12 protein-coding genes and 2 pseudogenes are annotated in these 15065 nt (G+C 65.2%); 2 read left to right on the forward strand and 12 right to left on the reverse strand.

The features are described from left to right. Positions 1 to 1412: pseudogene (locus LDO54_RS18145) on the reverse strand (hypothetical protein); the annotation flags it as partial. 27 nt (positions 1413 to 1439) lie between these two features. Further along, a pseudogene (locus LDO54_RS39040) lies at positions 1440 to 2078 on the reverse strand (ESPR-type extended signal peptide-containing protein); the annotation flags it as partial. A 725-nt stretch (positions 2079 to 2803) separates the two neighbouring features. Here LDO54_RS39040 and LDO54_RS18155 point away from each other — a divergent pair. Beyond that, positions 2804 to 3262 carry a nuclear transport factor 2 family protein gene (locus LDO54_RS18155; RefSeq protein WP_224012065.1) on the forward strand — a complete coding sequence of 153 codons (459 nt, stop codon included), beginning with the start codon at positions 2804 to 2806 and terminating at the stop codon, positions 3260 to 3262. Between the two features lie 46 nt (positions 3263 to 3308). On the opposite strand, the gene LDO54_RS18160 is transcribed toward LDO54_RS18155, so the two are convergent. From LDO54_RS18160 to bamE, 9 genes are all read right to left on the reverse strand, one after another. Further along, positions 3309 to 3725: a CopD family protein gene (locus LDO54_RS18160; RefSeq protein ID WP_224012066.1), complete on the reverse strand. Its 417-nt coding sequence runs from the start codon at positions 3723 to 3725 to the stop codon at positions 3309 to 3311. Positions 3726 to 3761: 36 nt separating this feature from the next. Beyond that, a complete protein-coding gene (locus LDO54_RS18165) occupies positions 3762 to 5033 on the reverse strand; it encodes a glutamate-5-semialdehyde dehydrogenase (RefSeq protein WP_224012067.1) in 1272 nt (423 codons plus the stop codon). A 225-nt stretch (positions 5034 to 5258) separates the two neighbouring features. After that, a complete protein-coding gene (holA, locus tag LDO54_RS18170; RefSeq protein WP_224012068.1) occupies positions 5259 to 6467 on the reverse strand; it encodes a DNA polymerase III subunit delta in 1209 nt (402 codons plus the stop codon). A gap of 83 nt (positions 6468 to 6550) precedes the next feature. Next, the gene (gene lptE / locus LDO54_RS18175; protein WP_224012069.1) at positions 6551 to 7102 is read right to left on the reverse strand and encodes an LPS assembly lipoprotein LptE; all 552 of its coding nucleotides are present in this window, start codon (positions 7100 to 7102) and stop codon (positions 6551 to 6553) included. Positions 7103 to 7184: 82 nt separating this feature from the next. Beyond that, entirely contained in the window at positions 7185 to 9779 is a 2595-nt protein-coding gene (gene leuS, locus LDO54_RS18180) for a leucine--tRNA ligase (RefSeq protein WP_224012070.1), read from the reverse strand. 279 nt (positions 9780 to 10058) lie between these two features. Next, positions 10059 to 10490 carry an ExbD/TolR family protein gene (locus tag LDO54_RS18185; protein WP_224012071.1) on the reverse strand — a complete coding sequence of 144 codons (432 nt, stop codon included), beginning with the start codon at positions 10488 to 10490 and terminating at the stop codon, positions 10059 to 10061. A 25-nt stretch (positions 10491 to 10515) separates the two neighbouring features. Continuing rightward, a complete protein-coding gene (locus LDO54_RS18190) occupies positions 10516 to 11250 on the reverse strand; it encodes a MotA/TolQ/ExbB proton channel family protein (protein WP_224012072.1) in 735 nt (244 codons plus the stop codon). Positions 11251 to 11296: 46 nt separating this feature from the next. Next, complete coding sequence (gene dapB, locus LDO54_RS18195; protein ID WP_224012073.1) at positions 11297 to 12094, reverse strand: 4-hydroxy-tetrahydrodipicolinate reductase; 798 nt, start codon at positions 12092 to 12094, stop codon at positions 11297 to 11299. A 170-nt stretch (positions 12095 to 12264) separates the two neighbouring features. Further along, positions 12265 to 13194: an outer membrane protein assembly factor BamE gene (bamE, locus tag LDO54_RS18200; protein WP_224012074.1), complete on the reverse strand. Its 930-nt coding sequence runs from the start codon at positions 13192 to 13194 to the stop codon at positions 12265 to 12267. 136 nt (positions 13195 to 13330) lie between these two features. On the opposite strand from bamE, the gene fur reads away from it, so the two are divergent. Further along, positions 13331 to 13759: a ferric iron uptake transcriptional regulator gene (gene fur / locus LDO54_RS18205; RefSeq protein WP_103702255.1), complete on the forward strand. Its 429-nt coding sequence runs from the start codon at positions 13331 to 13333 to the stop codon at positions 13757 to 13759. Between the two features lie 190 nt (positions 13760 to 13949). On the opposite strand, the gene gap is transcribed toward fur, so the two are convergent. Continuing rightward, complete coding sequence (gene gap / locus LDO54_RS18210) at positions 13950 to 14960, reverse strand: type I glyceraldehyde-3-phosphate dehydrogenase (protein WP_224012075.1); 1011 nt, start codon at positions 14958 to 14960, stop codon at positions 13950 to 13952. Positions 14961 to 15065 lie beyond the last annotated feature (105 nt).

The raw sequence follows: 15065 nt of genomic DNA on the forward strand, positions 1-15065 counted from the left end.
GCGTCGGTGCTCGATGCCGACAGGGTACCCTGGGCAATGTTGCGCAGTGCCACCGGCGTGCCGCTCGTGCCAAGCGTCACCGAGGTGTGTGCGGAGCTGTCGTACTTGACCGCGTCGACCATCTGCGCTTGCAGATTGGTGATATTGGTCGTGTTTTGCGTCGTGCGACCGTCGATGTTCGTGAACGCGTCGCCCGCGTTGGTGAACGTCTTGCCACCCACCATGTACGTCGGTCCCGTGACCGAACCGTCGCCGTTCACCGTCGAGCCGCCGCCCAGCGCGTTCGTCACGCTCTTGAGCTGCGCGACGTTCACGGCGTCCGTGTCACCCTGACCTGCGGCCATGTTGACGATACGGCGCGCGTTCGCCTGGCTTTTCACCGTGGTCGCGTTGTTGTCCGCGTCGTAGACGACACGCGTTTCCGTGCCGTCGCTACCGACCGACACGGTGTTAGCCTCGTTCGCCACCGAGCCCGAGCCCAGTGCGACCGAATCGTTCGACTTTGCGAGCGTCTGAAGGCCCAGCGCCATACTCGAGAGACCGTCGGATTGCGAGTTCGAACCCATCGCGATACTGCCCGCGCCGTTCGCGCGCGCCAAGTCGGTCGGTCCGGTCGAACCCGAGGCGTTGGCAATGCCCTTGACCTGCGTGTACCACGCTGCCGTCTTGAACGTCGAGGTCAAACCCGTCGGGTCGACACCCGAGCCCTGCGTGGCCGTGAGCAAATTCGTCTTCGCGGCCATCATCGCCATGGTCGAGCCGCTCTGGAACGCGCCGTTGACGATGTCGTTGACCTGCCCGACCGATGCCGCATCCGTGTCCTGAATACCGTTCGCCACGTTGCTGATGATCGTGCCCTTCGGCAGCAGACCGTCGGAACGGTTGCCGTTGTGGAAGTAAGGACTGTTGCCTACCCCCTTGTCGAGCGTGATCGAGGGCGAACCCGAGGCGATCGAGCCTGCATCGTACGTGACGGCCTTATTGAGCACCGCACCCGACGTCTGATCGACCGAGAACCCTGCGGAGGTAAGCTGGCTGACGTTGACTGCATCCGTGGCCTTGAGCCCCGCTGCAACGTTGTGCAGCGCGACCGCGACGCTCGAACCGGCGCCGCCCAGCGTCACCGACGTATGCGCCGACGAGTCGTATTTCACCGCGTCGATCGAGCCGCCGATATTGGTAATCTGGCTTTGCAGCGTCGTGATATCGCCGCTGTTTTTCGAGACCTGCGTGTTGGTCGCGTAGAGCTGCGAGCCGTTCACCGCATCCGTGCTCACCGAGCTCACGCGGCCTGCCGCGAGGTTCGTCACCTGACGTTCAGCGCTTGCCTTGCCCACGCTCACCACGCCGGTCGGCGCCGTGCCTGCATACGTGTACGTCGTGCCGCCGATCACGCCATTGGGGTTCGCCACAGCCGCTGCCGTGGTCGTGCCATAACCGAGCGCAACCGAATTATCGGTGCCGGCTATTGCAGCGTATCCAAGTGCGACCGAGTTCAGCCCAGATGATGTTGCTACATATCCGAGTGCGACCGAGTTCAGCCCAGATGAAATAGCGTAGGCGCCCAGCGCGTTGGAAAAATTGGCACTGGAAGTCGCGCCCATCCCGAACGCGATAGACCCTCCACCGGTTGAACTTGCGCCCCATCCAATCGCCGTAGCGTAATTGCCCTTGCCGGCATAAGAATACGACCCGATAGCCATGCTGGCGCCACTGTCGACGGTGGCTCCACCACCCATAGCAATCGCATAGGCGCCGTTGGCTGTTATCAGCGTGTTGTACCCAATGGCGACGTCCTGCCCAGCGTCGTTCGTGTTGCTCAGAATTTTTGCACCAACACCGATGGCAATCTGATTGCTCTTCGCTGTCGTGGCTCCCGTTCCATAGGCCAGACTGCCCGTCGCCGCAGTGCCGCCGTCAAGCGAACCGGCATGCGCAACACCCGCAGCCACCGACACGAGCGTCGCCGCCACGATCGTGCTGCGCGAAGCCTTTTTCCCATGCGCTACCGCATTTTCCTGTACCGCCACCCACGTCCCCGTGGTTTCGTTCCAGACTGATCTGTATGTCTTGTTCATTGTGTTTCCTGATATACGACGAAAAAACTAGCGGGCGAGCACCGCATGCGGACATGCCGGCACATTGAAAGCGCAACAGGCCACCCTGTGATGGCCAGCGACTCACATCGACTACGCAAAACCAGAAAACTCCGAAGTGAAACCCGATCTCTTCACTGGAGTTAATCAAGCCATTTGCGATGACACCCGAAACTTTATGGAGCACACATAGAACTTCACATACGAAAATTCTTAAACCTTTGCACGCAACAACATCACAACAGATCCCTTGCCAAGCTTGACTTTCCGGCCGACAACGCGGGATTTACGCAGTTAGCTGCCTCAGATATTTCACCCGCTTATCCGGTTTTTTGCGACAGCACGAAAAATCGCAAACAAGCCAGATTCCGATATCCAAAACACACTCTTATTACTCTTAAAATCTTTTTAACCTATCTCCAATCAGAAAAATCCCTACAAACTTAATCGATTTAATTGAGACACTGAATACCGACGCCGAATGGCATAAAGGTGACCCAACAGGTTTCGAGATTTGTCCTATGTTGTGTCCACTGACAGCGCCATACACTGAATCTGTCGGGAAACGCTGACTCCAGTCCTACGCATCACCCAGGCATCGCGCTGCTTGCATAATCTGCATCTGCCGCCCGCGCCGAACAGGCACCGGCCACGGCACGTCGTTTCCCCAACGTGAACCCACCCGTTCGCAGTCCAAAGGAAACGTCATGAAACGCATGCTGATTCTCGCCGCCGCCAGCGCGCTCGCGCTGCCGGCCGTCACTCTCGCCAGCGCCGGTGCGCCCGCAAGCAATCCCATCCCCGAAACGCTACAGATCCAGATGCTCGAGCATCAATGGACGCAGGCCGCCTCGCAAGGCGACCGGCCGGTGCTCAACGACCTGCTCGACGATAAGTTCTTCGAAGTATTTCCAGGCGACGTGCGCCGGAGCAAGCGCGAACTGCTGGCCGCCGCCGCGCAGCCGCGCGGCGGCTCGCAGGTGCTGGAGGACGTGCGCGTGCAGGTGCTGGGCGATCTGGCCGTCGCGACGGGCATCAACCGCTATACGCCCGCGTCGGGCTACAAGCCGATCGAATACCGCTTCACCGATGTGTTCGTGAAACGCGAAAACGGCTGGCGCGTGGCGGTCTCGCGCATGCGCAGAAAAGAAACGGGCAGCATCTGAGGCTGCCCGTCGAGGGAAAGGGGGAAAAACCGCGCGGAAAGGACGCTCAGAACGGCTTGATCACGGCGAGCGCCACCGCCGCCAGCATGCCGAGCACCGGCAGTTCGTTGAACATGCGATACCACTTGTCCGAACGGGTGTTCTCGCCGCGCTCGAAGGTCTTGAGCAGCCGGCCGCAATACGCGTGGTAGAGGATCAGCAGCACCACCACGCCCACCTTCGCATGGATCCAGCCCTGGCCGCGCCCGATGCCCACCACGAGCCACAGCCACAGCCCGCACAGCAGCGCGGGCACGGCGATCAGCGTCATGAAGCGGTACAGCTTGCGCGCCATGATGAGCAGGCGGTTGATGGCAACGGGTTCGGTTTCCATCGCGAGATTGACGAAGATTCGCGGCAGATAGAACAGACCGGCGAACCACGAGGCGATCAGCACGATATGAAACGTCTTGACCCAAAGCATCGGTAATCCTTGTTGTTCTTGGGGATGCGCCGCGTCTTACTGGCGGCCTTCGCCGTGGCCGAGCACCACGTATTTCATCGACGTCAGGCCTTCGAGTCCGACCGGGCCGCGCGCGTGCAGCTTGTCGTTCGAAATGCCGATTTCCGCGCCGAGACCGAACTCGAAGCCGTCGGCGAAACGCGTCGAGGCGTTCACCATCACGCTCGCCGAATCCACTTCGCGCAGGAAGCGCATCGCGCGGTCGTGATCCTCGGTAACGATGGCGTCCGTATGGTGCGAGCCGTACAGGTTGATGTGCTCGACGGCCTGATCGAGGTTGTCCACGATCTTGATCGCCAGCACCGGCGCGAGGTATTCGGTGCGCCAGTCTTCTTCGGTCGCGTCCACGAGCGGGCTCACGTTGGCGTCCGCGAGAATCGCACGCGCCGCGGCGTCCACGCGGAGCTCGACGTCCTTGTCGCGATAGAGACGGCCCAGCGGCGGCAGCACGTCGTGCGCGATGCCGCGCGCGACCAGCAGCGTTTCCATCGTGTTGCAGGTGCCGTAGCGATGCGTCTTGGCGTTGTCGCAGACGGTGAGCGCTTTCGCGAGGTCGGCGCGGTCGTCCACGTAGACGTGGCAGATGCCATCGAGGTGCTTGATCATCGGCACGCGCGCTTCGGCCATCAGGCGCTCGATCAGGCTCTTGCCGCCGCGCGGCACGATCACGTCGACGAACTCCGTCATGGTGATGAGCTTGCCCACCGCCGCGCGGTCGGCCGTTTCGACGACCTGCACCGCGTCTTGCGGCAGACCCGCCGCCGTCAGCCCTTCGCCGATCAGCTTCGCGAGCGCCGTGTTGCATTCGAGCGCCTCGGAGCCGCCGCGCAGGATCGTGGCGTTGCCCGACTTCAGGCACAGCGCCGCGGCGTCGATGGTCACGTTCGGGCGCGATTCGTAGATGATGCCGATCACGCCGAGCGGCACGCGCATCTGGCCGACCTGGATGCCGCTCGGGCGGAACTTGAGGTTGCTGATCTCGCCGATCGGATCGGCCAGCGCCGCGACCTGGCGCAGCCCTTCCACCATCGTGCCGATCGCTTTGTCGGAGAGCGTGAGGCGGTCGATGAAGGCCGCGTCGTGGCCCTTGTCCTTCGCGCGCGCGAGGTCGCGGGCGTTGGCGTCCTTCAGTTGCTGCACGTCGCGTTCGATGGCCTGGGCCACCGCTTCGAGCGCGGCGTTCTTCGCGGCCGTCGAGGCACGCGCCATCGCGCGCGATGCCTTGCGTGCGCGGCGGCCGAGGTCGGTCATGTACTGGTCGATATCCATGATGTCTTCGAGATGCGGCGCGTCCGGCGCGAATGCAGCAAAGCGGCGGGATGCGCGGTTCAGATTAGGTCGATTTTAAAGCCAGCGGGCCAGCTTTGCTGGGCGCGGGCGGGATTCAGCGGAGTTCAGCCGGGCCGAGGCCGGGTTCGTCCAGGCGCGACGGTCAAGCGGCGATCGCGCCAAAGCGGAAGCAGGTGCGGGAGCGAGGACGCTGCGCGTGACGCGCTAGCTGGTCCGGCGCCCCGGCCCTGCGGTGCGCGGTCGGGCTGCGGCGGCCGCAGCAGCGGCGGCTGCGGCTGGATTCGCTGGCGCGGCGCGGCGAGCGTTGTTGGCATTCGCGCCCTCGCTGCGCGCACCCGCACGCGGCGGCGGCGCGGAGTCGCGTGGCGCCGCCACCATCATCGCGAGTTCGAACAGCCCGTCCCACGCGTCGGGCGGCAGCGCATTGCGCCAGTCGCCGCGCGCCTGCCCCGAGAGGCCCTTGACCTGACGGTCGAGCCGCGCCGCGAGCGCGAGACCGCGCTCCAGCGTCGCTTCGGAAAGACGCGACAGCGCCGGTCCGATCAGGCGCTCGCGCGGCCCCCAGACGCGGTTCTCGCGCAGCAGCATGGCGAGCGGCTTGCCCGCGCCGACGCCGCGCTTGATGCGCAGCAGCGTGCGGATTTCCTCGACCACGGCCCACAGCACCAGCACCGAGGCTTCGCCCTCGCCCTGCAGCCCGTCGAGCATGCGCGCGAGGCGGCCCGCGTCGCCGGTCAGCATCGCTTCGTTGAGCTTGAACACGTCGTAGCGCGCCACGTTGAGCACGGCGTCGTGAATCTGCTCGAAGCTCAGGACGCCTTGCGGATACAGCAGTCCGAGCTTCTGGATTTCCTGGTGCGCCGCCAGCAGGTTGCCTTCCACGCGCTCGGCCACGAATTGCAGCGAGCGGCGGCCGTCTTCGCCCGGCGCGACGCGCTGGCCCTGCATGCCCAGACGCTGGCCGATCCAGTTCGGCAGCGCGGCGCGCTCGACCGGATCGATCTTGATCGCCACGCCGCCTTCGGACAGCGCCGTGAACCACGCGGACTTCTGCGTGGCCGCGTCGAGGCGCGGCAGCGTGACGAGCGTGAGCACGTCGGGGTTGCCCGATTTCGCAAGCGTCTTCAGCGCATCCGCGCCTTCCTTGCCGGGTTTGCCGGTGGGAATGCGCAGCTCGACCAGTTGACGGTCGCCGAACAGCGACATCGACTGGCTCGCGCCGAGCAGCGCGCTCCAGTCGAAACCGCGCTCGACCGTGAACACCGAGCGGTCGGTGAAGCCCGCGGCGCGCGCGCTCGCCCGGATGCGGTCGCACGCCTCCTGGGCGAGCAGGTGCTCGTCGCCGAAGACGACGTACAGGCCGGCCATCCCCTTGGCGAGGTGCGGCTCGAGTGCGTCCAGTCGCAGTTGCATGGAGAGCGCTTTAGAAGAAGTACGAAAACAGCGTCAACGCGGGTTGAACAAAGCGGCGATCACCGGGGTGACCGCCACCGTGATCACAGCGGCGGCGGCGGCAGCGGCGCGCGCGGCGCGACGCCCGGCACGACCTGATCGGGCGTCGGATGCAGCGTCTTGAGCACCGCGAGGCGGCGCGTGAGCTGGTCGACCGCGTCGTTCTGCATGTCCGCGAACAGCAGCTCGGACTCGGTCACCTTCGCCGTCGAGTACTGGTCGCTATAGGTCATCGCGCGGTTCAGCGCGATCGTGCCCGGGCGGATCAGCGGCGAGCCGTCCGGCGCCGTGAGCATGTAGTTGAGCGAATAGTTGACCTGATATTCCTCAACCGCGCCGAGCGAACTCAGCGTCAGCGTGCTGAAGCTGCGCGATTCGCCCACGCGCAGCACGGCGTCGGCGTTGGCCGTCGAATCGACCACGACCGAATCGCTGCCGCCTTCAATCATGCGCGTAAGCCGCGCCGTCACGGGCGGGGGCGCACCGACAATGGCAAGGCGCTTGAACGCGTAGTTCTGCTCGCCGCGCAGCTGAAAACCGCACGCCGAGAGCATCAGGGCGCTGCTCGCCACTAACAGGAACGATCTGCGAATCACGTGGACTCCTGGGTTCGCGACAGATTCAGTACGGCCAGCGCGCGTGGCGTTCTCGCCCGCGCGCGCCGGCCTGGGAGGCACGTCAGACGACGACGTTCACGAGACGGCCCGGCACGACGATGATCTTCTTCGGTGCGCGGCCTTCCGCGAACTTGACGAACATCTCGTGAGCGAGCGCAGCCGCTTCGATCGCGTCCTTCGGCGCATCCTTGGCGACGGTCACGGCGCCACGCACCTTGCCGTTCACCTGCAGCACGAGTTCGATCTCGGCCTGTTCGAGCGCCTGTTCATCGACCTTCGGCCAGGGCGCGTCGAGCAGCGTGCCGTATTCGTCGGCGTAACCGAGCGCCTTCCAGAGTTCGAACGTGAGGTGCGGCACGACCGGATAGAGCACGCGCAGCAGCACGCTGAACGTCTCGCGCTGCACGCCCGCGCCGGCGGTCTTGGCACCGTCGATGGCGTTGAGCATCTTCATCGCCGCCGACACGACCGTGTTGTATTGCAGACGCTGATAGTCGAAGTCGGCCTGCTTGAGCACGCCGTAGACTTCGCGGCGCAGCGCCTTTTCGGCGTCGCTGAGCGCGGCGGCGTCGAACGACGCGCGCGAGCGGATCGCTTCCGCATTCGTCACGCCGAACGACCAGACGCGGCGCAGGAAGCGGCTCGCGCCTTCCACGCCCGCGCCCGACCATTCGAGCTGCTGCTCGGGCGGCGCGGCGAACATCGTGAACAGACGCGCCGTATCCGCGCCGTACTGGTCGATCAGCACCTGCGGATCGACGCCGTTGTTCTTCGACTTCGACATCTTCTCGATGCCGCCCAGCACGACCGGCTGGCCGTCGCCGTTGAGCGTCGCGCCGACCGGGCGGCCCTTGTCGTCGTGCGTGACCGTGACGTCGGCCGGGTTGTACCAGGTCTTCTTGCCCGACGCGTCTTCACGATAGAAGGTTTCGTTGAGCACCATGCCCTGCGTGAGCAGGTTCTTCGCCGGTTCGCCGAACTTCACGAGGCCCAGGTCGCGCGAGACCTTCGCCCAGAAGCGCGAGTACAGCAGGTGAAGAATCGCGTGCTCGATGCCGCCGATGTACTGGTCCATCGGCATCCAGTAGTCGGTGCGCTCGTCGACCATGGTCTTCGCGTCCGGCGCCGCGTAGCGGTAGAAGTACCACGACGAGTCGACGAAGGTGTCCATCGTGTCGGTTTCGCGCTTCGCGTCGGCGCCGCAGGTCGGGCACTTGCAGTTCAGGAACGCTTCCGACTTCGCGAGCGGGTTGCCCGTGCCGTCCGGCACGAGGTCTTCCGGCAGCACGACCGGCAGGTCCTGCTCGGGCACCGGCACGTCGCCGCAGCTCGGGCAGTGGATGATCGGGATCGGCGTGCCCCAGTAGCGCTGGCGCGAGATGCCCCAGTCGCGCAGACGCCACGTGACCTGCTTGTCGCCCAAACCTTGCGTCTTGAGATCCGCCGCGACGGCGTCGACCGCCGCCGTGTAGCCGAGGCCGTCGTACTTGCCGCTGTTGATACAGACCGCACGTTCCTTGTCGCCGTACCACTCCTGCCAGCCGTCGAGCGAGTACGTCTCGCCTTCCACCGCGATCACCTGCTTGATCGGCAGATCGTATTTCTTCGCGAACGCGAAATCGCGCTCGTCGTGGCCCGGCACGCCCATCACGGCGCCTTCGCCATAGCTCATCAGCACGTAGTTGCCGATCCACACCGGCACCTGCTCGCCCGTGACCGGGTGCGTGACGGTGAAGCCCGTGGGCATGCCCTTCTTTTCCATCGTCGCCATGTCGGCTTCGGCGACGCCGCCGCGCTTGCATTCGTCGATGAACGGCAGCAATTCCGGCTTGTCCTGGGCGAGGCGCGTGGCGAGCGGATGCTCGGCGGCGATCGCGCAGAAGGTCACGCCCATGATCGTGTCGGCGCGCGTGGTGAACACGCGCAGCAGCTTCTTCTCGCCGTCGAGTTCGTACGGGAAGCCGAAGTTGACGCCGAAGCTCTTGCCGATCCAGTTCTGCTGCATGATCTTGACGCGCTCGGGCCAGCCGAGGCCGTCGAGGTCGTTCAGCAGTTCATCGGCGTACTGCGTGATGCGCAGGTAATACATCGGGATTTCGCGCTTTTCCACCAGCGCGCCCGAGCGCCAGCCGCGGCCGTCGATCACCTGCTCGTTGGCGAGCACGGTCTGATCGACCGGGTCCCAGTTCACCGTGCCGGTCTTCTTGTACGCGATGCCCTTTTCGAGCATCTTCAGGAAGAACCACTGGTTCCACTTGTAGTAGTCGGGCTTGCAGGTGGCGATTTCGCGCGACCAGTCGATCGCGAGACCCATCGACTGCATCTGGCCCTTCATGTACTCGATGTTGGAGTACGTCCACTGCGCGGGCGGCACGCCGTTGGCCATCGCAGCGTTTTCGGCGGGCATGCCGAACGCGTCCCAGCCCATCGGCATGAGCGTGTTGTAGCCGTTCATGCGCAGATAGCGGTACATCACGTCGTTGATCGTGTAGTTCCGCACGTGGCCCATGTGCAGCTTGCCCGACGGATACGGCAGCATCGAGACGCAGTAGAACTTGGGCTTGTCGGCCTTTTCGGCCGTCCGGTAAGCGTCGCTGTCGCGCCATTCGCCTTGCGCGGCGGATTCGACGTCGGAGGGAACGTATTTTTCGAGCATGGTGTGGATGGGGTAACGCGGAATCTGGCGGATTCTGGCCCGATTCAGTTCAAATTCAGGCGGAGTCGGTGCCGGATGCACCGGACCGGTCGTTCGCAGCCGGACTGCGACGCCGACGGGTGGCGGGCTACGCTGGCTAAACGACCCCGTGATAAGCGGGGAAACGCTGATTATACCGTTGACTGGGCCGGGCTTTCCGCCCGGTTTCGCATGACGGCGCGAGCGGCGGGCGCGGCTGCCTGCGGCGCACGGCGATTGGCGTGGCGAACAACGCGCGGATCAGTGCGGCGCGGCCGGCGGATCGGTCACGAAACCGATGCGCGCAAGGCCCGCGGCCTGCGCCGCGCCCATCACCTGGGCGATGATGTCGTAGCGCGTGTCGCGCTCGGCGCGTAGCTGCAAGTCGGGCTGCTGCTCCTCCGGCGCCTTGCCCGCATCGGCGAAACGCTTGCGCAGTTCGTCGAGCGAAATCGGCTGGGCGTTCCAGTAGAGCTTGCCCGCGCCGTCGATCGAGAGCGTGACGGTTTGCGGCGTCTGCCGCGCGGCCTCGGCGGCCACCTGCGGCAGTTCGAGCCGGATCGCGTGCGTAAAAAGCGGCGCGGTGATGATGAAGATGACGAGCAGCACGAGCATGACGTCGATCAGCGGCGTCATGTTGATATCGGCCATGGGTGCCGAATCGCGCTTCTTTTCGAGTCCGCCGAATGCCATGCGTGCCTCCGTGGTCAGCGGCGCTTCAGAGCGCCCCGGCGCGCGTGACGCCTTCGCTGCGCGCGGCCAGCGGGAGATCGCGCGAAGCCGCGCTTTCGTCCGAAGCGCTCGCGTAAGCGTGCAGATCGTGCGCGAAGCCGTCGAGATCGTCGCAGATCTGGCGCACGAGGCGGCCGAGCACGTTATAGGCGAGCACGGCGGGAATCGCCACGACGAGGCCGAAGGCCGTCATGATGAGCGCCTCGCCCACGGGCCCGGCCACGTTTTCGATCATCGCCTGGCCGCTCGCGGCGATGCTGCCGAGCGCGTGATAGATACCCCAAACGGTGCCGAGCAGACCGACGAACGGCGCGGTGCTGCCCACCGAAGCCAGCAGCACCTGGCCGAATTCCAGCCGCCGCTGCGAGCCCTGAAGCGCGACGCGCAGCGCGCGCAGCACGCGTTCGCCGCGATCCACACGCGCCAGCAAGGCGCCGGGCGCATCGGTTTCGGCGGCGGCGAGCGCCGCTTGCGCGAGCGGCAGGAACACGCGCTCGCGGTCGACCGCGCGCATCGCGTTGACGCCCTCGGCGAGCGAATGCGCCTGCCAGAAGCGGGCCACGGCGCGCGGACCCTGGCGCTTCGCGCGCACCAGCACCCAGCACTTGACGATCAAAAAGCACCAGCTCGCGATCGACATGGCCAGCAGTACCCACGCAACCGCATGGGTGACGGCGTCGCTCGTCTGCAGATAGTGGATGACTCCGGAACTCGCTGCCATCGGCCCTCGTCTGGCGGCGGGACTGCCGCGTTGGTGTCAGGTTCGCTCAGCGCAGGCCGAGCACGTCCTGCATATCGTACAGGCCGCTGGCCTTGTCCTGCAGGAACAGCGCGGCGCGCACGCTGCCTTGCGCGTACGACAGGCGGCTCGACGACTTGTGCGTGATTTCGATGCGCTCGCCGATGCCCGCGAACAGCACCGTATGGTCGCCGACGATGTCGCCGCCGCGAATCGCCGAAAACCCGATGGTCGACGGATCGCGCTCGCCGGTCACGCCGTTGCGGCCATAGACGGCGCAGTCGTCGAGGCTGCGGCCGAGCGCGTGCGCCACGGCTTCGCCCATCGCAAGCGCGGTGCCCGAGGGCGCGTCGACCTTGTGGCGATGGTGCGCCTCGATGATCTCGATGTCGTAGCCCTTGTCGAAGAACTGCGCGGCGTATTCGAGCAGCTTGAGCGTGACGTTCACGCCCACGCTCATGTTCGCGGCGAACACGACGCCGACCTTCTGCGCCGCGGCGCCGAGCTGCGCCTTCTGCTGCGCGTCGAAGCCGGTCGTGCCGATCACCATCTTCACGCCGTGGCGCTGCGCGGCTTCCAGATGGACGAGCGTGCCTTCGGGGCGCGTGAAGTCGATCAGGCAGTCGCTTTGCGCGAAGACCTGCTCGATGTCGTCGGTGATCTGCACGCCGGTTTGCTTGCCGAGGAACGCACCCGCGTCCTGGCCGATGGCGGACGAACCCGTGCGCGCGAGCGCGCCCGAGAGCGTGCAGTCAGGCGAGTTGAGAACGGCTTCGATGAGCATGCGGCCCATGCGGCCCGAGGCGCCGGCGATTGCGATTTTCATGACGGTTCCTGCAAACGTGAAACTGGCCTCGCTCGCGCACGGAATCTACCGCGCGCGGGCAGCGCCAAAAAACGCGGCGGCCGAAGCCGCCGAGGAGGGGCGCAGCGCCTCGCGCTACGCCCGGTGCGAACAGTTCGCGAATGGTTCGCGAATCTTCCTGTCCGACGCGATCAGTTGCCCGTCGCCGTGGCGCCCGAAGCCGGCACGGTGGGCGGTGCGGTCAGCGGCGCGTTCTGCGACGGCGGCGGCGGCGTCGTGTCGCCGGTGCCTTGCGCACCCGCGGTCGGGCCGACCGGATTCGACGGCGGCACGCCCTGGATTTGCGGCGGCGGCTGACGGCGCAGCTGAACCTGCGAGGGCATGGTGCCGACGTTCGGCGGCAGCGCCGACGACGTAGGCGTGCCCGCGCGCACCGACGGCGTCACGCCGGCCGGCGTCTGCACGGCTTCCGTGGCGCGGTTCGCGGCGGCGGCGGCCTGCGCGTTGGCGTCCTGCGGCAGTTGCGAAGTGGCGGTGCCCAGTTCCGACGACGGCGTGCGCGCCGTGTCCGTGACAGCCGGCGCGGCGGCGTTCGTGCCGCTGGCAGCGGCCGGCGCCAGCGAGGCGGCCGAAACACCCGACGCGCCCGAAGCGGCGACGGCGGCCTTCGCCTTCTTGCCCGACTTGTCGCCGTCGATTTCGGCGAGCAGTTCCAGATTCGACGGCAGATCTTCGCCGCCCGACCAGCTGGCGACGCGGTCGCCTTCGAACATCACGACGAAGTCGCGCTGCTGAACGACGGCGGTCGAGCCGCGCTTGAAGTAGAAGACGTAGTCCCAGCGGTTCGCGTGGAACATGTCGGTGAGCAGCGGCGTGCCGAGCAGCTGCTTGACCTCGGCGCGCGACATGCCCGCGTGCATCTGGGCGGCCATTTCGCTCGAAACGAAGTTGCCTTGCACGATGGTGATGCGGTACGGCGTGATGCTCTGCGCGATGCGCTGGGTCACGCCGTCATAGGTCTTGCAGCCCCCGAGGGATGCGAACGCGGCAGCGGCCAGCAGGGTGCACGCCACGCGGCTGCCGCTCAGACGGCGGCCGATCGTTGTGAATTCTGGAATCATTTCCCTCACCGTGCGGGCTTGTCGCGAAGCCGCGCGTATTCTGTAGAAGTTCGTTCGAAGTTCTGCCGAAAATGCCCGGAACGGCAAAAACGCATTAACATAAGAACCTAGCATTGTACTCCAGGGACTTATCGTCATGACCAATCCAACCGATCTCAAGAACATCGGTCTGAAGGCGACTCTGCCGCGCCTCAAGATCCTGGAGATTTTTCAGCACAGCCCGGTACGCCATCTGACGGCTGAAGACGTGTACCGCAATCTGCTGAACGAGGAGCTCGACATCGGCCTCGCCACGGTCTACCGCGTGCTCACCCAGTTCGAGCAGGCGGGCTTGCTCACGCGCAGCAATTTCGAGTCGGGCAAGGCCGTCTTCGAACTCAACGAAGGCAGCCACCACGACCACCTGGTGTGCCTCGACTGCGGTCTCGTCGAGGAATTCTTCGACCCCGAAATCGAAAAGCGCCAGCAGATGATCGCCAACGAGCGCGGCTTCAAGCTCCAGGAACACGCGCTCGCGCTCTACGGCGCCTGCACGAAGGAAAACTGCCCGCACCGCAAGCATTGAGGGTGTGCGAGGTGCGCCCAGGCATGCCTGGCGAGCCTCTCAGCGCAGGAAAAACGCCACGCTCAGCCGTGGCGTTTTTGTTTTTTCCCGTAATGCGTGGCTAGGTTTAGCTAGATTCCCGTGGCGCGCACGCCACGCGAGCGCGTAAAAAAACCGCCCCGAGGGGCGGTTTTTCATCCAGCGAGCGAGCTTACTTCGCGTTCGCGAGTGCCACAGCCGTGTCCAGCATGCGGTTCGAGAAGCCCCACTCGTTGTCGTACCAGCTCGACACCTTGACCAGACGGCCCGAGACCTTGGTCAGCGTGGCGTCGAACGTCGACGATGCCGGGTTGTGGTTGAAGTCGATCGAAACCAGCGGTGCGGTGTTGTAGCCCAGGATGCCCTTGAGCGCGCCTTCCGAGGCTTCCTTCATGATCGCGTTGACTTCTTCGACCGTCGTGTCGCGCTTGGCGATGAACGACAGGTCGACGATCGACACGTTGATCGTCGGGACGCGGATCGCGTAACCGTCCAGCTTGCCGTTCAGTTCCGGCAGCACGAGGCCGACAGCCGAAGCTGCGCCCGTCTTCGCCGGGATCTGGCTGTGCGTGGCCGAGCGCGCACGGCGCAGGTCTTCGTGGTAGACGTCCGTCAGAACCTGGTCGTTCGTGTAAGCGTGGATCGTCGTCATCAGACCGGTTTCGAGGCCGATCTTGTCGTTCAGCGGCTTGACGAGCGGCGCGAGGCAGTTCGTCGTGCACGATGCGTTCGAGATGACCGTGTCCGAAGCCTTCAGCACGTTGTGGTTCACGCCGTAGACGATGGTCGCATCGACGTCCTTACCGCCCGGCGCCGAGATGATGACCTTCTTCGCGCCACCCTTCAGGTGGGCGCTCGCCTTTTCCTTGGTCGTGAAAAAGCCCGTGCATTCGAACACGATGTCGACGCCCAGCTCGCCCCACGGCAGTTCTGCCGGGTTGCGGTTGGCCAGCACGCGGATACGGTCGCCGTTGACGACGAGGTAGTCGCCGTCGACGCTGACTTCGCCCGGGAACTTGCCGTGAGCCGTGTCGTATTGCGTCAGATGCGCGTTGGTCTTCGCGTCACCCAGGTCGTTGATCGCCACGATCTGGATGTCGTGCTTCTTGCCGTTCTCGTAGAACGCGCGAAGCGTGTTACGGCCGATACGGCCATAGCCGTTGATAGCGACGCGAATCGTCATGGTTCATCTCCTGATGGTTAAAAATTCTGAGACGGACGCCGTGCGGCCGCTCCGTTCGCCGTCGCGTGCGAGCGCGACGCTGCGGGGCGCACACGGCAAACGGGC

The sequence above is a fragment of the Paraburkholderia tropica genome (assembly GCF_914484835.1).
GTDB classification, from domain to species: domain Bacteria; phylum Pseudomonadota; class Gammaproteobacteria; order Burkholderiales; family Burkholderiaceae; genus Paraburkholderia; species Paraburkholderia tropica_A.